A 20,473-nucleotide genomic window follows, 5' to 3' on the forward strand; every position below is an offset into this window, starting at 1 on the left:
GCCCCGACGTGACCTGCGCCTCAGGGCGCCTCCTCGCGCGTTCGCGGCGGGGGTACGGGGGTGAGCCGCAGCGCGGCGGGTGCGCCGGCCGGCACCGCGGGGTTGACCGGTGGCACCGGGGCCACCGGCTGGTAGGCGGCGCCGAGCGGCGGGCGCGGGTCGGGCTCGCCGAGGTTGGGCCACATGGACATGGCCCGCTCCGCCTGGGCGGTGATGGTCAGCGACGGGTTGACGCCCAGGTTGGCGCTCACCGCCGCGCCGTCCACGACGTGCAGGCCGGGGTGGCCGTAGACGCGGTGGTACGGGTCCACGACCCCGCGCTCCGGCGAGTCGGCGATCGGCGCGCCGCCCAGGATGTGGGCGGTGATCGGGATGTTGAAGACCTCCGACCAGCTGCCGCCGGGCATCCCGCCGATCTCCTCGGCGAGCAGGCGGACGGCCTGGTTGCCGGCCGGGATCCAGGTCGGGTTCGGCTCGCCGTGCCCCTGCGACGTGGTGAGCTTGCGCCGGCCGGTCCAGCCGCGGCGCAGCCGGACGTTGAGGGAGTTGTCCAGCGACTGCATGACCAGCGCGATCACCGTCTTGTGCGACCAGCGCCGCACCGACAGCACCCGGGTGTGCTTGATCGGGTGCCGGAAGAACGCGCCGAACCAGCGCAGCGGCCGCCACGGGCCGCCGTCGGTGAGCACCGTCTGCAGCAGGCCCATGGCGTTGGAGCCGGGGCCGTAGCGGACCGGCTCGATGTGGGTGTGCGCGTCGGGGTGGAACGAGCTGGTGATCGCCACGCCGTCGGTGAAGTCGACGTCCTTGCGTAGCGAGCGGGCGCCGACGACCGACTCGGAGTTGGTGCGGGTGAGCGTGCCGACCTTCGCCGACAGGCCGGGCAGGTGCCCGTCGGCGCGCATGCGCAGCAGCAGGTTCTGGGTGCCGAGCGCACCGGCGGCGAACACGACCTGGGCGGCGTGGAACGTGCGGCGGTCCCGCCGGCGGCCCGTGCCGCGGGTGTCGACGCGGTAGCCGCCGTCCTCCGGTCGTACCGACACCACCGTGGTCAGCTGGTGCACCTCGGCGCCGAGCCGCTCGGCCAGGTGCAGGTAGTTCTTGACCAGGGTGTTCTTCGCGCCGACCCGGCAGCCGGTCATGCACGCGCCGCAGTGCTCGCAGCCGTGCCGCAGCGGTCCGGCGCCGCCGAAGTACGGGTCGACGCCGGGCCGGCCGAAGTAGACGCCGACGGGGGTCTGGTGGAACGTGTCGCCGACGCCCATCTTCTCCGCGACGGCCTTGACCGCCACGTCGGCGCGGGTCATGCGGTGGTAGACGCTGACGCCGAGCATGCGTTCGGCCTGGTCGTAGAAGGGGGCCAGCTCGGCGCGCCAGTCGGTGATGCCGCGCCACTGCGGGTCGTCGTAGAACTGCTCGAGCGGCCGGTAGAGGGTGTTGGCGTAGATCAGCGACCCGCCGCCGACGCCGGAGCCGGACAGCACCAGCACGTTGCGCAGCAGGGTCAGCCGCTGGATGCCGAAGCAGCGCAGGGCGGGGGCCCACAGGAAGCGCCTGGCGTCCCACGACGTCTTGGGGAACTCGTCGTCGGCGAAGCGCCGGCCGGCCTCCAGGACCGCGACCGAGTAGCCCTTCTCGGCCAGGCGGAGCGCGGTCACGCTGCCGCCGAAGCCCGAACCGATGACCACCACGTCATATCGCACGCCTCATGGTGACTCACCGGTAAGTTACTGGGAAGTACCCAGTTCGTATCGGCGGGCGTCAGTCCGCGCGGAGCGCCTCCCCGGACACCGGTCGCGGGTACGGCACACTGAGGCGCATGGCGAGACTTCCCGGCGGCCTGCCCGCCTGGCGTGGTCGCCGGCTGCTGCGCGGTGCCGGCCCGGCCCGCGCCGGCGGCCCGGGTCCCGCCACCGTGAGCGCCGCCCGGCACGCGGCCCTGCACTCCCTGGTCATCGAGGCGGCCAAGTACGCCGACGCGCCACCGCCCGCGGCGGTCGCACTCACCGGCGCCGGCACCGTCCAGTACACCGGCGGCGTGCTGCGCGTCGGCCTGCCGCTGGTGTGGGGGCTGCCCGCCGACCACCTGCGCATCGTGCTGGCGCACGAGCTGGCGCTGCCGGACACCCGCCACGTGGACCTGGTCCGTGGCCTGCTCGCCGCCCGGACGGCGGCCGACGCCGGGCCGCCGGGGACCGCGCGGGAGGCGGCCGGCGCGAAACTGCTGGCGGCGACCGAGCCGCTGCACGTGACGGTCGAGCAGGTCCGTGACGCCGCCGCGATCGCCGCGGGCGGCGGCGGGCTGTCCGGCGTGGAGGACGCCGCCGCGGCGCTGCTGCGGGCGGCCACGATCGACACGGCGTTCGCCGCGTTCGCCGAGGCCGAGGGCCGCCACCTGATCACCGCCACGGGGGACGGCGACGGCGCCGGGCCCGGCGGCGGCACCGTCCCGGTGCGGATCGCGGACCTGCACGCGGGCTGGCGGCTGCGGCTGGCCCGCTGGGGCGCGCCCGCGGTGCACGGCGACGCGCTGCTCGACGAGGTGCCGCGGCGGCACCCCGGGCTCGCCGCCGAGCTGCGGGCCCTGGGCGGGGTGCCGAAGCCCGGCCTGGCCGCCGACGCGGTGTCCCTCGACGACCTGACCGCCGAGGAGGAGCAGGCCCTCGCGGCCGAGGTCATCGCCGGCGACGGCGCCTGGACCCGCTTCGGCGAGCTGCCCACCGAGGTGTACGCCCATGAGGTCGAGCGGCAGGCCCGCGAGTACGTCGAGGCGGTGCGCACGGTCCTCGGCCGCGACCCCGACGACCGCGACGAGCTCGCCGGCACGCTGCTGCGCCGCCCGGTCGACGTCGAGCGGGCCCGCCGCGGCGAGCCGGCCGGCGGCGGCGAGGATCAGCCCCCGCCGCCGTGGATGGGTGTCGTGCTGCTGTCGGTGCTGGTCGAGTACACCCTGCTGCGCAAGGACTGGCGGCGCGAGCACCCGCTGGTCGCCCGCCGCCTGGTCGCGCCCGACGGCGAGGTGCTCGACCTCAACGGCCTCTACCAGCGCCCCGACGAGCTGCGCCGGCTGCTCGCCGGCGGCCCTACAGACTGAGCGTCGGCGTCGCGGCCAGCTCGACCGGGTGGATCACCTGGTACCCGTTGGGCACGTGCTGCTCCACGACGCCCGCGGCGAGCTGGTTGTAGCCGCCGCCGTCGAACCGGATCCCGTTCCACGGCATGACGATCTGGGTCGCCGGCAGCGACAGCTGCTGCACCGCGTTGCGGATCACCGGCGCGGTCAGCTCGGTGACCGAGTTCATCGCCAGGGCCAGCAGCATCGTCGCGGTGAACGCGGCCGCCGCCACGTCGGTCATCTTGGTCTTGAACGCCTGCTCGAACATGCCGCCGACGATCCTGGCGACCGGGTTGCGCCCGGCGAACTCGCCGGACCAGCCGCTGGCCCGCAGGACCTGGTTGTTGCCCTTGATCGCGTCGAGCGCGCCGACGCCGGGGCCGAGCGCGACGACCGGCGCCTTGCCCTTGAGCCGGCCGGCGAGCTCCGCGGCCGCGGCGGCCTCCTGCGGGTTGGTCACGACCGCGAGGACGGCGTCGCCCTTCTCGACGAAGCCGCTGTCGCCGGCGCCGTCGGCGGCCAGGGTGATCTGCTCCTTGGCGCCGCCGGTCTCGTACCCGGCGGCGCGGCCGAGGTCCTCGATCGAGGCCCGCACGCTGCCGATCTCGTCGCCGGTCGCGCCGCTGGCCTTGCCCGACGCGGTGATGATCCGGCGGATCTGGTTCTCCGTGCCGCGCTGCCGGTAGAGCAGCGCGAGCGCGGTGGAGACCATCTGCCGGTCGCTCGGCTGGATCCGGAAGTGCGCCGACCGGTTGAGCTCGACGAACGTGTCGGCGGTGCTCAGCGCGTCGACCAGGGCCACGCCGATGGTGTCGGTCTCCCGGCCGGCGGGCGCGGCGACGTCGAGGGTGTCGGCGAGGACCAGCCCGACGGCGCCCTCGGCGACGAGGCGCGAGGCCTCCTTCTCGACCTTCTCCGGCGCGCTGTCGGTGTTGCCGACGGCGAGGTTGAGCTTCGCGCCGTTGCGCAGCCCGGCGCCCGCGCTCAGCGGCAGGTTGATCAGCAGATCCTTGACGTCGTTGTTGACCATCTCGACGGCGAGCTTGGCGCCGAGCTGCGCCTGCTGGCCGATCGCGGCGTTGGGGCCGGTCGTGGAGACGAGCAGCCCGACGGTGAGCGTCGCCGGGACCTTCGGCGCCGGGTTGCCCTTGCTCGTGCAGGCGGTCAGGAGGAGCAGCGCCGCGACCACGGCGGACACCGCCACAGCGGGCCGGCGGCCTAGGGTGGGCACGGCAGTGGACTCCTCGGGACGCGCGGCAGGTCGGACGGCCGTATCCTTCCTGTCTGGTCGATGCGTTTCAACCCCCGTCTCAGCCTCAAGGGTCGTGCTTCAGCTAATGTGACCTGCACCACAATGCCGTGGTTGGACAGATGTCACAACCCTGGTTTGATAAGGCTCGCACGCTGCTGAGGCGGCGCGATGACGCATGCGAAAGGTGTGAGGGGTGCAGACCTTCGCTTCGCCACCTTCATCGAGGGCTCCTGCCGTCGTCATGAAGGTGAACAGCCACCGGCGGCGCAGGCCAGGGGAGCCGCAGCGACGCAGCGCGTCGCTGTTGCGCGTCCGCGACTGGCGCGTGCCCACGAAGCTCGCCGCCGTCCTCGTGCTGCCCGCGGTCGCCTTCCTCGTCATCGCCGGCGTCCAGATCAACGCCTCCGTGCAGGACGCCTCCAAGCTCGACCAATTCGCCCAAGGGGTCAAGGTCGGTCGCCAATTGACCAACCTCATCCACTATTTGCAGCTGGAAAGGGACCGAACGGCCGGAGTTCTCGCCAAGTCGACCACCGTCCCGGCGACGAGTGGATCGACTTCGAGCAATCAGGAACTGTCGGCCAACTACGCCGCCACGGACGCGGCCCTGGCCGCGTTCTCCAAGGCCGCCCGCCCGCTGCTGACCAACCCGATCTTCAACCAGTCGCAGAACCGGGTCAGCGCCGACTTCCAGGACCTGTACCTGGTCCGCGAGGGCGTGAAACAGCGGTGGCTGCGCGAGGAGGCGGTCTTCGACCAGTACTCCTCCACCATCCAGCACCTCTTCGACCTGGTGCCCGACCGGCCCGACATCGGCGGTGACTCGCAGTCCGTCGACGAGGTCTCCTCGCTGATGGACCTCGCCCAGGCCAAGGAGCTCAAGGACCAGCTGCGCGGGCGGATCTTCGCGGCCGCGAGCGCGGGCAAGTTCGCCCCCGACGACTTCGCGACGTTCTCCGAGATCCAGGCCCGCCACGTCGCGGCCGTCGAGCGGTTCCGCGGCTCCGCCAGCCCGCGGCACCTCGCCCTGTACGACCGCAACCTGCGCCAGACCGCCGTCGGCACCGTCGCCCGGCTCCAGCAGCAGGTCATCTCCCGCGCCCAGGGTGCCGCCGTCGGCGTGACCCCCGAGGAGTGGTGGCTGGCCAGCACCAGCGAGCTGGACTACATCCGCACCATCGAGCAGGAGCTGCTCGAGGACGCGATCGAGGGCGCCGCCAACCGCAGCGCCGCGCAGCGCACCGACGCCATCCTGGCCACCTCGGCGATCGTGCTGGTCATGCTCGTCGCGCTGCTGCTGTCCTGGCTCATCGGCCGGTCGATGGCGCGCTCGCTGCGGCAGCTGCGGGCCCAGGCGCTCGACGTGGCGCAGCACCGCCTCCCCGAGGCCATCCAGCGGCTGCGGACGCTGCCCCGGGGCGAGACGGTCACCGTCGACACCACCACCAGGGTCAGATCCACCGACGAGATCGGTGAGGTCGCCGACGCGTTCACCGCCGTGCACCGCAGCGCGGTCAGCCTCGCCGTCGAGCAGGCCGTCATGCGGCGCAACGTCAACTCGATGTTCGTCAACCTGGCCCGCCGCTCGCAGACCCTCGTCGAGCGCCAGCTGCAGCTGCTCGACCAGCTGGAGTCCGCCGAGACCGACCCTGACCAGCTGGCGAACCTGTTCCGCCTCGACCACCTCGCCACCCGCATGCGGCGCAACGACGAGAACCTCCTCGTCCTCGCCGGCAGCGAGGCGACCCGGCGGTGGGCGCAGCCGGTGTCGCTGTCCGCGGTGACGCTCGCCGCGATGGCGGAGATCGAGCAGTACGCGCGCATCCGCCACGACGTCGCCACCGACGTGTTCGTGGTCGGGCACGCCGTCTCCGACATCGTCCACCTGCTCGCCGAGCTGCTGGAGAACGCCACGACGTTCTCGCCGCCGGACACGGTCGTCACCGTCTCCGGCTGGCCCTCGAAGCAGACCAAGGAAGCCACGATCGTCATCGAGGACCGCGGCCTCGGCATGACCGAGTCCGGCCTCGTCGACGCCAACGACCGCGTCTCCGCCCCGATCGCCATCGACGTGGCCGCGTCCGAGCGGATGGGCCTCGTCGTGGTCGGCCACCTCGCCGCACGGCACGGTGTCCAGGTCCGGCTCGACGCCAGCGACGAGGGCGTCACCGCGTACGTGACCCTGCCGGCGCGGCTGCTCGCGGCCCCGCCCGAGGGCGCCGGGCTCTACCACGGCAGCGGCAACCGGGTCGCCGGCATGTCCCGCCTGCCGATCACCGCCGAGGCCGACGCCCGCCCCGGCCCCGCGGTGATCTCGGCCGAGGACGCGCCGACGGCGGTGCTGCCCGCGCTGCCCGGCCGGCCGGGCGCCCCCGTCGAGGAGGACGTGCCGGCGGTCGCGGCGCCGCCGCTGCCCTCGGTGCCGGCGGCCACGATGACCTGGCCGGTCGCCTCGTCCGCGCAGGCCGGCTCCGACGCGGTGGCCGCCAACGGCAACGGCTTTGCGGGTCAGGACGTTTCCGGCGACACCCAGCCGCCCGTGCCCGTGCCCGTGCCCGTGCCCGTGCCCGGCATGCCGGTGTCCGGGGCTCCGGTGACCGGGGTGCCCGTGTCCGGGGCGCCGGTGTCGGGCGGTCCCGTGTCCGGGGCGCCCGTCTCCGCTGTGCCCGTGTCAGGTGTACCGGTGTCAGGCATGCCCGTGTCCGGTGGACCGATGCGCGGCGTGCCCGTGTCGGGTGTGCCCGTGGCGGCTGGTCCGGGCGCCACCAACGGCGCCGGCACCGCCGTCCCGGGTGTCGCCGGCGCTTCCGGCGGGCCCGGCGCTGCCGGCGCTGGGGTCCCCGGTGCCGCCGGCGCTGGGGTGCCGGTGTCCGGGGCGCCCGTGTCGGGGGTGCCAGTGTCGGGTGCCGGGGTTCCTGTCTCGGGGGTTCCGGCCGGCGCGCCTGCCGCGCCCGCTTCCGGGCCGCCGGCGCAGCGGTCGTCGAACGGCGGCCCCGCCGGGACGCCGGCGCGGCGTGGGCCCAGCCGGGCCGAGGACATCATCGGCGCGGCGGCGCGGGGCAACGCCGCACCGCCGGCGAAGGGCACCCGCTGGTGGTCGAAGGCCGGCGCGGGCGACGCGCCCGCCTCGGCCGCACCGGCGGTCCCGGCCCAGCGCACCCCGGTGACCGCGGGCACCAGCGCCAGCGGCCTGCCGATCCGGGTGCCGCTGGCACAGTTGCCGGGGGACACCGGGCAGGGGGGCGTGCCGGAAGCGACGCAACCGATCATGGTGTCGTCGCACACCGAGCCGGACCCCGCGAGCGTCAGCAGCATGCTCACCCGGTTCTACAGTGGCGTGCACCGGGCCGCGAATGAAGATGAGGTACCCACGGTGCCGATCAACGATCATCGAGGGAGCACGGCGTGACCCTGAGCCAACAAGCACGGGACCTGAGCTGGTTGATCAACGCCTTCACCGAACGGGTGCCGGGCATCGCGCACGCGGTGGTGGTGTCGTCCGACGGCCTGCTGGTCGCGGTCTCCGACCATCTGCCCCGCGACAGCGCCGACCAGCTGGCCGCCGTGACGTCGGGGCTGGTCAGCGTCACCAGCGGGGCCGCCCGCATCTTCGACGGCGACGAGGTCAAGCAGACCGTGGTCGAGATGGGCCAGGGCTTCTTCCTGGTCATGACGATCCGCGACGGCTCGATCCTCGCCACCCTCGCCGGCCGCGAGGCCGACATCGGCGTCGTCGGCTACGAGATGGCCCGCCTGGCGAAGCAGGCCGGTGAGATGCTGACCCCCGCGCTGCGCGCCGAGCTCCAGCAGGCCCTCCCCCGCTGACCCGGCACCGCCCCGGCCAGCCCTCCGCACCGCCCGGCGCCGCCGACCGGGCGCCGTGGACCGCGATGCCTCCGGGTGGAGCGAACGAACCGGCCGCGCGCACCGCTCCGGCACACGAACGCCCCGCCGGCACGCGGAGCGCCCGGCACCGCTGGCCGCGCAGCACCGCTGACCGCGCAGCACCGCTGACCGCGCAGCACCGCTGACCGCGCAGCACCGCTGACCGCCAGGCACCGCTGACCGCCAGGCACCGCCGACGGCCAGGCACCGCCGACGGCCAGGCACGCGGAGTGCCGGCACGCGGAGTGCCCGGCATCGCCGACGGCCCGGCACAGCGGGGCGCCCCGCCGGCGGAGCGCCCGCAGTGGGACGCGCCGGTAGCGCGGGAGGCCGCCGCACGTGAAACGGCCCGGACCGATGGTCGGTCCGGGCCGTCGCGGCAAGGCACGGTCAGCGGTCGAGGACCAGGCCGACCTTCTGGAACTCCTTCAGGTCGCGGTAGCCGCACTTGGCCATCGCGCGCCGCAGGCCGCCGAATAGGTTGAGCACACCGTCGGGGTCCTCGGAGGGGCCGTACAGGACCTTGTCGAGGGAGCCCAGGGACTCCTCCGCGGCGCCGAACGAGCCGCGGGGCAGCTTCGGGTGGCTGGCGGCGGAGTGCCACCAGGCGCCGCCGGCCGGGGCCGACTCGCTGCGCGACAGCGGCTCGCCGACCATGACGGCGTCGGCGCCGCAGCCGAGGGCCTTGGCGATGTCGCCGGACGTCTGCAGGTTGCCGTCGGCGATGATGTGGACGTACCGGCCGCCGGTCTCGTCGAGGTAGTCGCGCCGGGCGTCGGCGGCGTCGGCGATCGCGGTGGCCATCGGCACCCGGATGCCGAGGACCCGGTCGGTCGTGGACCACTCGTCGGCGCCGATGCCGACGATGACGCCGGCCGCGCCGGTGCGCATCAGGTGCAGCGCCGTCTGGTAGTTGGTGCAGCCGCCGACGATGACCGGCAGGTCCAGGTCGGCGATGAACTCCTTGAGGTTCAGCGGCTCGTCGGTCGTCGAGACGTGCTCGGCGGAGACGAGGGTGCCCTGGATGACCAGCAGGTCCACACCGGCGTCGAGGATCACCGGGGCCAGGGCCAGGGTGTGCTGCGGCGAGACGCGCACGGCGACGGTGACCCCGCCGTCGCGGATCTCCTTGACCCGCTCGCCGATGAGCTCCGGTTTGATCGGCTCGGCGTACACCTCCTGGAGGCGCTTGGTGGCGTGCGAGTCGTCGTCGAGGCCGGACAGCTCCTCGAGGATCTTGGACGGGTCGGCGTAGCGCGTCCAGAGGCCCTCGACGTTGAGCACCCCGAGCCCGCCGAGCCGGCCGAGCTCGACGGCGGTCGCCGGGCTCATGATGGCGTCGGAGGGGTGCGCCACGCACGGGATCTTGAACGGGTACGCGTCGAGCTGCCAGTTGGTCGACACGTCGTCGACGTCACGGGTGCGCCGTGTCGGGACGATGGCGATGTCGTCCAGGTGGTAGCCACGCCGGGCGCTCTTGCTCAGCCCGATCTCGACCACGTCACGCATTTCGGCTCCTGCCCTTGCTTGTGTTGGGCCTGCTGGGGGTGTGCTACCGCGAGTGGTAGTTGGGTGCCTCGACGGTCATCTGGATGTCGTGCGGGTGGCTCTCCTTGAGCCCGGCCGCGGTGATCCGGATGAGCTGGCCCCGCTCGTGCATCTCGGCGACGGTGGCGGCGCCGACGAAGCCCATGCCGGAGCGCAGACCGCCCACGAGCTGGTGGGCGACCGCGGCGAGGGGGCCGCGGAAGGGGACCTGCCCCTCGATGCCCTCGGGCACCAGCTTGTCGTCGGACAGGACGTCGTCCTGGAAGTAGCGGTCCTTCGAGTACGACCTGGCCTGCCCGCGGGACTGCATCGCGCCGAGCGAGCCCATCCCCCGGTAGGACTTGAACTGCTTGCCGTTGATGAAGATCAGGTCGCCGGGGCTCTCCTCGCAGCCGGCGAGGAGGCTGCCGAGCATCACGGTGCTGGCGCCGGCCACGATCGCCTTGGCGATGTCGCCGGAGTACTGCATGCCGCCGTCGCCGATGACCGGCACGCCGAGCGGGGCGCAGGCGCGGGACGCCTCCATGATCGCGGTGATCTGCGGCACGCCGACGCCGGCGACGACGCGGGTGGTGCAGATGGAGCCGGGCCCTACGCCGACCTTGACCGCGTCGGCGCCCGCCTCGGCCAGCGCCCTGGCGCCGGCGTAGGTGGCCACGTTGCCGCCGACCACGTCGACGGTGGTCTCCTTCTTGAGCCGGGCGACCATCTCGACGACCTGCCGGTTGTGCCCGTGCGCGGTGTCGACCATGACGATGTCGAGGCCGGCGTCGATGAGGGTGCGGGCGCGCTTGTAGGCGTCGTCGCCGACCCCGACGGCGGCGGCGACCCGCAGCCGGCCCGCGTCGTCCTTCGTGGCGTGCGGGAACTTCTCGCTCTTGGAGAAGTCCTTGACCGTGATGAGGCCGCGCAGCCGGCCGGCGCTGTCGACGATCGGCAGCTTCTCGACCTTGTGCTTCTGCAGCAGCGCGCGGGCCTCTTCCTTGCTGACCCCGACGGGCGCGGTGTAGAGCGGCGCGACGGTCATGATCTCGCGGACGGGCGTGGCCGGGTCGGAGACGAACCGCATGTCGCGGTTGGTGACGATGCCGACGAGCTGGCCGGCGGCGTCGACGACCGGGACGCCGGAGATGCGGAACCGCCCGCAGAGCTTGTCGACCTCGCCGAGGGTGTCGTCGGGTGAGCAGGTCACCGGGTTGGTGACCATCCCGGCCTCGGACCGCTTCACCAGGTCGACCTGCTGCGCCTGGTCCTCGATCGACAGGTTGCGGTGCAGCGTGCCGATGCCGCCCTGGCGGGCCATGGCGATCGCCATGCGCGCCTCGGTCACCGTGTCCATCGCGCTGGACACCAGCGGGATCCGCAGGGTGATGTTGCGGGTGACGCGGCTGGAGGTGTCGACGGCGCTGGGCACGACGTCGGACTCGCCCGGCAGCAGCAGCACGTCGTCGAAGGTCAGGCCCAACGGCAGCACGTCAGGTCGCTGCGTGTAATCCATGAAGCGCATCCCAGCTCTCGATCGTCCGGCGGGTGCGTCTCATCGTACTTCCGACCTGGCGGCGCACCCCTCCGCCATAGCCGGACGTGCCCTGGGTTACTCCACCCCGCCCGGACCCCCGGCCGCCCGGGGGTGGCGCCGGGCGGCGCTCTGCACGCCGAGCCCCACACGCGCGGCTATTGGGGCTACCGTTGAGGCGTGCACGAAGAGCCCATCGACCCGTTCGCCGGTGACCCGGCCGATCCCTCGGCCGAGCTCGACGACAGCGGCGCCGACGACCCGTTGACCGCCGCCGAGCGCCAGGACGTTCTCGAGGACCTTGCCGACCTCGAGATCTACCAGGCGCTGCTCACGGCGATCGGCGTCCGTGGGCTCGTCATCGAGTGCGAGGACTGCCACGAGCCACACTATTTCGACTGGGACCTGCTGCGGGGCAACCTGAAGCACCTGCTCACGTCGGGCCGGCCGCGGGTGCACGAGCCGGCGTTCGACCCCGATCCGGACCATTACGTCACGTGGGAGTACGCGCGGGGTTACGCTGACGGGGTCCACGACGCACTGGCGAGTGCGACGGACGACAACGACGGCTGAGCCGCCGGCTGCCCTCGTTTAGGTTTGCCGCGCGCGGGGTACCGACGCGGCATGGCCCGCGACGCTAGCTCACCAGTCCGGCACGGAATGCCGCCGCGACGGCGTGTGCCCGGTCGCGTGCTCCCAGCTTGCGGAACAGCCGGCGAGCGTGCGTCTTGACGGTGTCCTCCGAGACGAAGAGCTCCCGGCCGATCTCGGCGTTGCTCTTGCCGTCAGCCATGCCGCGCAGCACCTGCAGCTCGCGCTCGGTCAGCTCGACGCGCCGCCGTGGCGGCTCGCCGGGCACGTCGCCGCGCTGCTGCGGCACCCCGGCGCCCGCGACGCGCGCGTTGGGCATCCCCACGGCGGTCCGCGCCGCGGCGGACAGCCCCCGGCCCGCCGGGATGACGCCGGCGGCCGGCTGGGCGGGCGTGCCGACCCGGGCGGGCAGGACGGGCTCGCCGTTGCCGCGGCCGACCTGGCTCAGCACCAGCAGCACCGCCTTCGCGAGCGTGGTCACCGGGTCCGCCGTGTCGACCCGGATGACCGCCCTGGCGCCGGCGGCGATGGCGGCGGCCGCCGCGCGCGGCTCCTCCGTGCCGAAGAACACCACCGTCGAGGCCGGCGACACCGCCAGGACCCGCCGGGAGAACTCCGCGCTGTCCGGCCGGGCGAGGGTCGGGTCGGCCAGCACCAGGTCCGCGGGCTGCTCACTGAGCCGGGCCAGCGCCTCGACCATCGTGACGGCGGTCCGCACCGCGTGTGCCACCCCGAGCCTGGCCGCGGCCGCGGCGACCGTCTGTGCCGCGACCTGTGTTCGCACACACACCAAAATCGTACGCACCGTCGTGCTCCTCTCTCTCAAAGAGAGAAACACGAAATGGCGAGATCTAGACGTGGTTTCGCCGCGATTGGCCTACGAGAAATTGACCGGCGACATCCCGTTACCTGCGGCGGTCTCGCGCGTTGTACATGGATTGTGCGACCCGCGAATTCCAGCCCGCAAGCTAGGAAGGAGGGGCGAATGACGAATGTGACTCGACTGCCCGGCCCGATCGCGGACGTGTGGGACTGGCAGCGCCTGGGTCTGTGCCGCGGCAGGGACAGCGCGCAGTTCTTCCACCCGGACGGCGAGCGGGGCGCGTCACGCGGCCGCCGTGAGGCCGCGGCGAAGAACGTGTGCCGCGCGTGCCCGGTGCGGGCGCAGTGCGCGGCGCAGGCGCTGGCGACCCGCGAGCCTTACGGCGTGTGGGGCGGCTTCAGCGAGGGCGAGCGCCTGCGGCTGCTGGCCGTCGGCTGGGAGGACTGCGCCGACCGCGGTCGCAGCACCGTCGACGTGTCGCGCCTCGAGGCGAAGCTGGGGCTGCGTCCGACGCCGCCGCTGGTCCCGCTGCGCACGGTGCGTACCCACCCGGCGCCGAACGTGCCGGCCCAGCGCCGGCGGGCGGGCACGGACCGCGCCCGCCCCGCAGCCAGGTAGCTCGTGCCGGACCGGCCCGCGGGCCGGTCAGCGCACGTCCACCTGCACCGAGTGCCATCCGGTGGCGCCGTCGGGATCCGGCGGCGCCACGGCTTCTGTCTGCGTGTCCCCGCCGTTGTCGGTGGCGCGCACGGTGAGCCGGTGCCGGCCGGGGGTCGCCGTCCACCGCAGCGTCCACTGCCGCCACGTGTCGATCGACGGCACCGCGGCGAGCGTCGCCTCCTGCCAGGGCCCGCCGTCGACGCGGACCTCGACCTTGGAGATCCCGCGGTGCTGCGCCCATGCGACCCCGGCGATCGTGACCGGCCCCGCGGCGGGGTTGCCGCCGTCGCGCGGGGTGTCGATCCGCGACTGCGTCTTGATCGGTCCTTCCCGCGCCCAGCCGCGTTTGATCCAGTACGCGTCGAAATCGGCGAACGACGTCAGTTCCAGTTCGGCGAGCCATTTCGTGGCCGACACATATCCGTACAGGCCCGGCACCACCATACGAACCGGAAATCCGTGCTCGATCGGCAGCGGCTCGCCGTTCATCGCGATGGCGAGCATCGCGTCCCGGCCGTCGCGCAGCAGCGCGGTCGGGGTGCCGGCGGTGAACCCGTCGACGGACCGGCTGACCACCTGGTCGGCGCCGGCCTTCGGGCGGACCTCGTCGAGCAGGTCGGCGATCCGCACGCCCTGCCATTTCGCGTTGCCGATCAGCCCGCCGCCGACGTCGTTGGAGACGCACGCGAGCGTCACGTACCGCTCGATCATGGGCCGCGCGAGGAGCTCCTTGAAGTTGAGGGTGAGCGGCTTCTCGACCCGGCCGTGGATGCGCAGCGTCCAGTCGTCGGGTGACACCTGCGGCACGACGAGAGTCGTGTCGATGAGGTAGAAGTCCTTGTTCGGCGTCACGAACGGGGCGAGGTCGGGCAGGCCGGCGTCGGCCTGCGGGGGCAGCGGCGCGGCCGTGTCGGGCACGGCGGGGATCCGCACGGCGGCCCGGTCGGCCTGCACGCCGCGGCGGGTCGCCCACCAGCGGGCGGTGAGGCCGGCGACGAACGCGGCGGCGAGGGTGCCGCCGGCGGCCCGCAGGAAGACGCGGCGCTCGTCGATGGTCTGCACCGGCGGCCGGACGAGCAGCCAGCGCAGCACCCCGGCGCCGGCGGCCGCTCCCACGAGGGTCGGCACGAACGCGTACCAGGGCGCGTCGTGGCGGGTCAGCGCGGCGGCGGCGCCGACGAGCGCGAAGAGCCCGATGCCGGCGTACCCGTACACCATCCGGCGGGTGGCGAGGATCCCGACGCCGGCCGCGAACACGGCGAGGATCAGCAGCGTGCCGACCTGCAGGGCGAGCTTGTCGTAGGTGTAGAACACGGCGACGGCGAAGTCCTTGACGGACGCCGGCACCGCGTCGATCACGACCCCGCCGACGGACACCAGCGGGGAGGTGGTCGCGCCGGTGAGGATCGCGACGACTTCGGCGACGCCGAGGGCCACCGCGGCGGCGGCCAGCCCGGCGAACGCCGCGAACCTGGGAGTCTGCACGGCTCCAGTCTGCGCCGCGGGGCAACGCCCACCAAGGGCGGTAAGCATTCCCTAATACAGTGCGGGGCCCGGTGCGTGCACCGGGCCCCGCATCGGCTCAGAAGCCGGGGCCGTGCGAGTGGCCGTGGCCGTGCCCGTGGCCGTGGCCGCCGGCGGCGGCGGGCTCCGGGGCGGCCGGCTTGTCCACGACCAGGCTCTCGGTCGTGAGCAGCAGACCCGCGATCGACGCGGCGTTGGAGACCGCGCTGTGGGTCACCTTCACCGGGTCGACGATGCCGGACTTGACCAGGTCGACGTATTCGCCGGTGGCGGCGTCGAGGCCGTGGCCGAAGTCGAGGGCGGAGACCTTGCCGACCACGACGTAGCCGTCGAAGCCGGCGTTCTGCGCGATCCAGCGCAGCGGCTCGGCGAGCGCCTTGCGCACGATCGAGACGCCGACCTTCTCGTCGCCGGTCAGGCCGAGGTCACCGTCGAGGACCTGGAGCACCTGGACCAGGGCGGCGCCGCCGCCGGGGACGATGCCCTCCTGGACCGCCGCCTTGGTCGCGGAGATCGCGTCCTCGATGCGGTGCTTGCGCTCCTTCATCTCGACCTCGGTGGCGGCGCCGGCCTTGATGACCGCCACGCCACCGGCGAGCTTCGCGACCCGCTCGTTGAGCTTCTCCTTGTCCCAGTCGGAGTCGGAGGCCTCGATCTCCTTGCGCAGCTGCTCGACCCGCGCGGTGACCTCGCTCTGATCGCCGGCGCCGTCGACGATCGTGGTGAGCTCCTTGCCCACGACGACCCGCCGGGCCTTGCCGAGGACCTCGGTGCCGACCGCCTCGAGCTTGTAGCCGAGCTCGGGCGCGACCAGCTCGGCGCCGGTGAGGATCGAGATGTCCTGGAGCATCGCCTTGCGGCGGTCGCCGAAGCCGGGGGCCTTGACCGCGACGACCTTGAAGGTCTTGCGGATGGCGTTGACCACCAGGGTCGACAGGGCCTGGCCCTCGACGTCCTCGGCGATGATCAGCAGCGGCTTGTTGTCCTTGACGATCTGCTCCAGCAGCGGCAGCAGCTCCTCGATGGCGGCGATCTTCTGGGTGGTGACCAGGACGTAGGCGTCCTCGAGCACCGCCTCCTGCGACTCCGCGTCGGTCACGAAGTGCGGGGAGATGTAGCCCTTGTCGAACTGCATGCCCTCGGTGACCTCGAGCTCGGTCGTGAGGGTGGAGCCCTCCTCGACCGTGATGACGCCGTCGCGGCCGACCCGCTCCATGGCGGAGGCGATCAGGTCGCCGATGGTGGCGTCCTGCGCGGAGATGGTGGCGACCTGGGCGATCTCGGTGTGGCTGGCGACCGGGGTCGCCTTGTCCTTGAGCGCCTTGACGACGGCCGCGGCCGCCTGGTCGATGCCGCGCTTGATGCCCGCCGGGTTGGTGCCGGCGGTCACGTTGCGCAGACCCTCCTTGACCAGCGCCTGGGCCAGCACCGTGGCGGTGGTGGTGCCGTCGCCGGCGACGTCGTTGGTCTTGGTCGCGACCTCTTTGACCAGCTGGGCGCCGAGGTTCTCATAGGGGTTGGCGAGCTCGATCTCTTTCGCGATCGTCACGCCGTCGTTGGTGATGGTCGGTGCACCGAACTTCTTGTCCAGCACGACGTTGCGGCCGCGCGGGCCGAGGGTGACCTTGACCGTGTCGGCCAGGTGGTTGACGCCGTGCTCCAGCAGGTGGCGCGCCTCGTCGGAGAAGCTCAGGATCTTCGCCATGCGTGTGATGTCCCTTCAAAGCGACACCGCCCCGGCTGCCAGCGCTACGCGCACGGGTCCGGGGCGGTGGCCACTGCTCTACTTGGTCTGGGTCACTTCTCGATGACCGCGAGGACGTCACGGGCGGAGAGCACGAGGTACTCCTGGCCGCCGTACTTGACCTCGGTGCCGCCGTACTTCGAGTAGATGACGGTGTCGCCGACCTTGACGTCGATCGGGACCCGGTTGCCCTTGTCGTCGACACGACCGGGGCCCACAGCCTGGACGGTGCCCTCCTGGGGCTTCTCCTTGGCGGTGTCCGGGATGACGATGCCCGAGGCGGTGGTCGTCTCAGCCTCGTTGGCCTGGACCAGGATGCGGTCCTCGAGCGGCTTGATCGCAACCTTCGTCGCGGTAGTCACGGGCATACCCTCCTGGGGTATTGATTCTTACGCTATCGAGTGCCCGGTGAAGCCGTCGTCGCGGGTGCCGGCTCCAGCCGGTTGGCTGGCACCCTCGACACGAGAGTGCTAATCGGAGGTTATGTCGCTGGCTAGCACTCCGTCAAGGAGAGTGCCAAACACGCCACGAAATCACCCGCCGTCGGCTACGCGACGCACAGCGGCCGGACACCTCCGCGAGATCTACCCTCGGCGGTATGAAGAGGCTGTTCGGCGCGTTGATCGTCGCCATTCTCACCGTGGGGTCCGTGGCCGCCTGCGGCAAGAAGGACGGCGGCGCCACGCCCGAGGCCGCCGCCAGCACCGGCCCGACCGACTCCGCCGCGTTCGGCGAGGGCCCGGGCGGCAGTGGCCAGCCAGCCAACCCGTCCGCCACCGCTGAGCCGTCGTCGGCGGACAAGAGCCCGGCCGGGCCCACCTACCCGGGCGATGCCAAGGGCTACTGCCAGGCGGTGGTCTCCGCGTGGACCAGGAACGACTCCGGCCGCATCAAGCAGCTGGCCGCCGGCGGCGCCGTGTCGAACTTCCAGTACATCGAGAAGGGCGCCGACGCCAACTGGAAGTACGTGAAGAAGGACGGCTCCGACTGCGTCCTGCGCAACGACCACGGCGACCAGCTCCAGGTCACCCTCGACGAGCACAACCTCGGCAAGCCGCAGGCCGTCACGGACGTCGTGATCGAGAAGACCGAGTACCCGTCCGACCCGTCCAGCTACGTCAACAACTTCATCAACGCCTGGTACAACGGCAACACGCAGCGCATGGCGACCTACTCCAGCAACTCCATCGCCGGCTCCTACGGCGGCAAGAAGGCCCCGCCGAACTGGACGGAGAGCCAGCCCAAGGAGGACAAGGGCGACTACTGGCTGGTGCGGGGCTCGTCGAACGCCGGCGACAGCTATACCTTCAAGGTCAAGAAGAGTCTCGGCAAGGCCAACGGCATCCTAGGGATCTCATAACGCATGCTCGAACAGGCGCTCCAGGCCGCGGCGGCCCTGCCCGACGGGGACCCGCTCGCGGCCGCGTCGGCGCTGCGGGCGGCCGGCTTCCCGCCGGACCTCGCCGCGGCGGCGCTGACGCAGGTGGCGCTGCGGCGCAAGGCGGCGGCCAAGTTCGGCGCCGACGCGGCGGTGATGCACTTCACCCGCGCCGGGCTGGAGCAGGCCACCCGGGGTCCGGTCGCGGCCCGGCGGGCGGCCCGGCTCGCCGCCGCAGGCGCCACCCACGTCGCCGACCTGGGCTGCGGCATCGGCGCCGACACCGTCGCGTTCGCCCGGGCCGGCCTGCGCGTCCACGCGGTCGACGCGTCCGCCGAAGCGGCCGCGGCGGCGGACGCGAACGTGCGCGCGCTCGGTCTGGCCGACCGGGTCCACGTGGAGACCCGCGACGCGACCGACGTCGCGCTGGACGAGGTCGACGCCGTGTTCTGCGACCCGGCCCGGCGCACGTCCGGCGGCCGGCGGGTGTTCGACCCGCGGGCCTATTCGCCGCCGTGGGACTTCGTCGTCGGGTTGGCGGCCCGGGTACCGATGACGGTGCTGAAACTGGCGCCCGGGATCGACCACGCGCTGCTGCCGCCCGGCGCCGAGGGCGAGTGGGTCTCGGTCGACGGCGACGTGGTGGAGGCGGCCGCGTGGTGCGGTCCCCTCGCGACCGCGCCGCGCCGGGCGACCCTGTTCCAGGGTGCCGAGGTCGTGTCGCTGACGGGCACCGGCCTGGCGTCCGCTCCTGTCGGACCTGTCGGAAATTTCGTCTATGACCCGGACGGGGCGGTGGTCCGGTCGCATCTCGTGGCCGAGTTCGCCGCGACCGTCGACGGCACCCTCGCCGACCCGACCATCGCGTACGTGCACACCGCGTCGGCGGTGCCCAGCCCGTACGGACGCTGCTATCAGGTGCTCGACCAGCTGCCGGTGGCGGTCAAGCGGCTGCGGGGCGCGCTGCGGTCGCTGGACGTCGGCTCGCTCACGATCCTGAAACGCGGCTCGGCGCTGGACGTGGAGGAGCTGCGCAGGTCACTGCGCCTGTCCGGGACCCGGGCCGCGGTGATCGCGCTGACCCGGGTCGCCGGCGCGCCCGCCGTGCTGCTGCTGGACCGGGTCACCGGCGCGGGCCTCAGTACAGCTGCTGACCCAGCCGGCGCTGCAGGTCGATGAGCACGTCGTCGGCCAGCTCCTCCGGCGGCCGGCGGCCGAGCTGGTCCGCGAGCATCCGCCCCGACTCGCGGCACATGTCCCACGTGACCCGCTCGTGCAGCCAGCGCAGCCACTCCACGACGTCGTTGATGAAGAACGCGACGATCTGCTCCGAGCCGCGGACCCGCCGCTCCTCCCCCATCACCGTCAGCGCCGCCGCCAGCCGCCGGCGCGGGAAGTCGTGGCCGGCCAGGGCGTCGGCGAACACGTCGGCCCGGTGCCGCGGCGCGGTCGGCGCGACCGTCAGCTTCGGGAACGGCGGGTCGCCCGACGTCCACACCTGCGCGCTGCGCGGCACGAACTCCGGCTCCAGCACCACGTCGATCCGCGACGCGTGCCCCGGGTCGTCGACGGCGACGAGCACCCGCGGCTCCACCGAGCTGACCTTCGTCACGAACCGCGACAGCCCCGTCGCCTCCTCCACACAGAACCTGGCATCGGGCAGGTCGAGCACCCCGTCGAACACCAGCCGGCCGACCCGCGGCCCGGCCCCCTGCCACAGCCGCACCCTGACCAGCCCGACCTGCGGCCGCGCCGCGACCCGCACGTGCCGGTCGGTCGCCGTGACCGGCCCGTCACCGTCGAAGACGGACATGTCACGGCCGCTCGTGGCGCCCAGGAAGATGTGCCCATAGCCCAGGTACATCTGGACGGCACCGATCTGCATCTCGCTATTGTGGGCCAGTGGCGAGCAAGGGCACTCCGGCGACCGCACTGTTGACGCGGCAGAAGATCGCGTTCACCCCACACACCTACGAGGTCGACCCCAGAGCCGGCTCGTACGGCGAGGCGGCCGCCGCGGCCCTCGGCGTCGACCCGGCCCGGCTGTTCAAGACCCTCGTCACCACCATCGACGGCCAGCTCACGGTCGGTGTCGTGCCCGTCTCCGCGTCCCTGGACCTCAAGGCCCTGGCCGCCGCCGTGGGCGGCAAACGCGCCACGATGGCCGAGCCCGCCGCCGCCGAACGCGCCACCGGCTACGTGACCGGCGGCATCTCCCCCGTCGGCCAGCGCTCCCGCCTGCCGATCGTCATCGACGCCTCCGCCTCGGCACTGTCCACGATGTACGTCTCGGGCGGCCGCCGCGGCCTGCAGATCGAGCTCGCCCCCGACGACCTGGTCCAGGTGACGGGCGCCGTCCTCGCCGACATCGCGGCCCGCTGACCGATACGCGCCTCCGACGGCGACCGCCAGCGCGTCATCGAGGCGACGCAGCACC

Annotated in this window: 16 protein-coding genes and 1 pseudogene; 8 read left to right on the forward strand and 9 right to left on the reverse strand. The window is 73.0% G+C overall.

What is annotated here, in order from left to right; all coding sequences use genetic code 11:
• Positions 1-20: 20 nt before the first annotated feature.
• Positions 21-1,703 carry an FAD-dependent oxidoreductase gene (locus OP18_RS05465; protein ID WP_052386265.1) on the reverse strand — a complete coding sequence of 561 codons (1,683 nt, stop codon included), beginning with the start codon at positions 1,701-1,703 and terminating at the stop codon, positions 21-23.
• 116 nt (positions 1,704-1,819) lie between these two features.
• On the opposite strand from OP18_RS05465, the gene OP18_RS05470 reads away from it, so the two are divergent.
• A complete protein-coding gene (locus OP18_RS05470) occupies positions 1,820-3,094 on the forward strand; it encodes a hypothetical protein (protein WP_033357613.1) in 1,275 nt (424 codons plus the stop codon).
• Here the strand turns inward: OP18_RS05470 and OP18_RS05475 are convergent.
• Entirely contained in the window at positions 3,084-4,313 is a 1,230-nt protein-coding gene (locus OP18_RS05475; protein WP_162189746.1) for an ABC transporter substrate-binding protein, read from the reverse strand. The genes OP18_RS05470 and OP18_RS05475 overlap by 11 nt on opposite strands.
• Positions 4,314-4,560: 247 nt before the next feature.
• On the opposite strand from OP18_RS05475, the gene OP18_RS52065 reads away from it, so the two are divergent.
• Complete coding sequence (locus OP18_RS52065) at positions 4,561-7,776, forward strand: nitrate- and nitrite sensing domain-containing protein (protein ID WP_156089314.1); 3,216 nt, start codon at positions 4,561-4,563, stop codon at positions 7,774-7,776.
• Complete coding sequence (locus OP18_RS05485) at positions 7,773-8,192, forward strand: roadblock/LC7 domain-containing protein (RefSeq protein ID WP_033357615.1); 420 nt, start codon at positions 7,773-7,775, stop codon at positions 8,190-8,192. Before OP18_RS52065 ends, OP18_RS05485 begins: the two co-directional genes overlap by 4 nt.
• Before the next feature lie 450 nt (positions 8,193-8,642).
• On the opposite strand, the gene OP18_RS05490 is transcribed toward OP18_RS05485, so the two are convergent.
• Together OP18_RS05490 and guaB are read right to left on the reverse strand one after the other, a co-directional pair.
• Positions 8,643-9,761: a GuaB3 family IMP dehydrogenase-related protein gene (locus tag OP18_RS05490; RefSeq protein ID WP_033357616.1), complete on the reverse strand. Its 1,119-nt coding sequence runs from the start codon at positions 9,759-9,761 to the stop codon at positions 8,643-8,645.
• Between the two features lie 43 nt (positions 9,762-9,804).
• Positions 9,805-11,298, reverse strand: a complete 1,494-nt coding sequence (gene guaB, locus OP18_RS05495; RefSeq protein WP_033357743.1) for an IMP dehydrogenase — start codon at positions 11,296-11,298, stop codon at positions 9,805-9,807.
• Positions 11,299-11,496: 198 nt separating this feature from the next.
• On the opposite strand from guaB, the gene OP18_RS05500 reads away from it, so the two are divergent.
• Positions 11,497-11,889, forward strand: coding sequence for a DUF5319 domain-containing protein (locus OP18_RS05500; protein ID WP_033357617.1), 393 nt, complete (start codon positions 11,497-11,499; stop codon positions 11,887-11,889).
• Positions 11,890-11,953: 64 nt separating this feature from the next.
• Here OP18_RS05500 and OP18_RS05505 read toward each other — a convergent pair whose 3' ends face one another.
• Positions 11,954-12,712 (reverse strand): helix-turn-helix transcriptional regulator, encoded by a 759-nt coding sequence (locus tag OP18_RS05505; RefSeq protein WP_033357618.1) that lies wholly within the window; start codon positions 12,710-12,712, stop codon positions 11,954-11,956.
• Positions 12,713-12,892: 180 nt separating this feature from the next.
• On the opposite strand from OP18_RS05505, the pseudogene OP18_RS61755 reads away from it, so the two are divergent.
• Positions 12,893-13,258 (forward strand): annotated as a pseudogene (locus OP18_RS61755) (WhiB family transcriptional regulator); the annotation flags it as partial.
• A 117-nt stretch (positions 13,259-13,375) separates the two neighbouring features.
• On the opposite strand, the gene OP18_RS05515 reads toward OP18_RS61755, so the two are convergent.
• The 3 genes from OP18_RS05515 to groES all read right to left on the reverse strand — a co-directional run bounded on the left by OP18_RS05515 (position 13,376) and on the right by groES (position 17,026).
• Positions 13,376-14,923 carry a molybdopterin-dependent oxidoreductase gene (locus tag OP18_RS05515; RefSeq protein WP_052386268.1) on the reverse strand — a complete coding sequence of 516 codons (1,548 nt, stop codon included), beginning with the start codon at positions 14,921-14,923 and terminating at the stop codon, positions 13,376-13,378.
• Between the two features lie 49 nt (positions 14,924-14,972).
• Positions 14,973-16,619, reverse strand: coding sequence for a chaperonin GroEL (gene groL, locus OP18_RS05520; protein ID WP_033357620.1), 1,647 nt, complete (start codon positions 16,617-16,619; stop codon positions 14,973-14,975).
• 92 nt (positions 16,620-16,711) lie between these two features.
• On the reverse strand, positions 16,712-17,026 hold the full coding sequence (gene groES / locus OP18_RS05525) for a co-chaperone GroES (protein ID WP_063745435.1): 315 nt from the start codon (positions 17,024-17,026) through the stop codon (positions 16,712-16,714).
• A 230-nt stretch (positions 17,027-17,256) separates the two neighbouring features.
• Here groES and OP18_RS05530 point away from each other — a divergent pair, with 230 nt between their 5' ends.
• Positions 17,257-18,018 carry a hypothetical protein gene (locus OP18_RS05530; protein ID WP_033357621.1) on the forward strand — a complete coding sequence of 254 codons (762 nt, stop codon included), beginning with the start codon at positions 17,257-17,259 and terminating at the stop codon, positions 18,016-18,018.
• A 3-nt stretch (positions 18,019-18,021) separates the two neighbouring features.
• Complete coding sequence (locus OP18_RS05535; protein ID WP_052386269.1) at positions 18,022-19,215, forward strand: class I SAM-dependent methyltransferase; 1,194 nt, start codon at positions 18,022-18,024, stop codon at positions 19,213-19,215.
• On the opposite strand, the gene OP18_RS05540 is transcribed toward OP18_RS05535, so the two are convergent.
• On the reverse strand, positions 19,175-19,921 hold the full coding sequence (locus tag OP18_RS05540) for a hypothetical protein (protein ID WP_033357622.1): 747 nt from the start codon (positions 19,919-19,921) through the stop codon (positions 19,175-19,177). The genes OP18_RS05535 and OP18_RS05540 overlap by 41 nt on opposite strands.
• A gap of 17 nt (positions 19,922-19,938) precedes the next feature.
• On the opposite strand from OP18_RS05540, the gene ybaK reads away from it, so the two are divergent.
• Positions 19,939-20,418 (forward strand): Cys-tRNA(Pro) deacylase, encoded by a 480-nt coding sequence (gene ybaK, locus OP18_RS05545; protein WP_033357623.1) that lies wholly within the window; start codon positions 19,939-19,941, stop codon positions 20,416-20,418.
• Positions 20,419-20,473: the final 55 nt, after the last annotated feature.

Origin of the sequence: Dactylosporangium aurantiacum, assembly GCF_000716715.1 — a bacterium.
Classification (GTDB): domain Bacteria; phylum Actinomycetota; class Actinomycetes; order Mycobacteriales; family Micromonosporaceae; genus Dactylosporangium; species Dactylosporangium aurantiacum.

What these genes read in the sequence shown, in the direction of transcription:
- OP18_RS05490 (WP_033357616.1), bottom strand. Translation starts at nt 9,761, where the DNA reads ATGCGTGACGTGGTCGAGATCGGGCTGAGCAAGAGCGCCCGGCGTGGC.
- OP18_RS05540 (WP_033357622.1), bottom strand. Translation starts at nt 19,921, where the DNA reads ATGCAGATCGGTGCCGTCCAGATGTACCTGGGCTATGGGCACATCTTC.
- OP18_RS05535 (WP_052386269.1), top strand. Translation starts at nt 18,022, where the DNA reads ATGCTCGAACAGGCGCTCCAGGCCGCGGCGGCCCTGCCCGACGGGGAC.
- OP18_RS05515 (WP_052386268.1), bottom strand. Translation starts at nt 14,923, where the DNA reads ATGCTTACCGCCCTTGGTGGGCGTTGCCCCGCGGCGCAGACTGGAGCC.
- OP18_RS05530 (WP_033357621.1), top strand. Translation starts at nt 17,257, where the DNA reads ATGAAGAGGCTGTTCGGCGCGTTGATCGTCGCCATTCTCACCGTGGGG.
- groES (WP_063745435.1), bottom strand. Translation starts at nt 17,026, where the DNA reads ATGCCCGTGACTACCGCGACGAAGGTTGCGATCAAGCCGCTCGAGGAC.
- groL (WP_033357620.1), bottom strand. Translation starts at nt 16,619, where the DNA reads ATGGCGAAGATCCTGAGCTTCTCCGACGAGGCGCGCCACCTGCTGGAG.
- OP18_RS05470 (WP_033357613.1), top strand. Translation starts at nt 1,820, where the DNA reads ATGGCGAGACTTCCCGGCGGCCTGCCCGCCTGGCGTGGTCGCCGGCTG.
- guaB (WP_033357743.1), bottom strand. Translation starts at nt 11,298, where the DNA reads ATGGATTACACGCAGCGACCTGACGTGCTGCCGTTGGGCCTGACCTTC.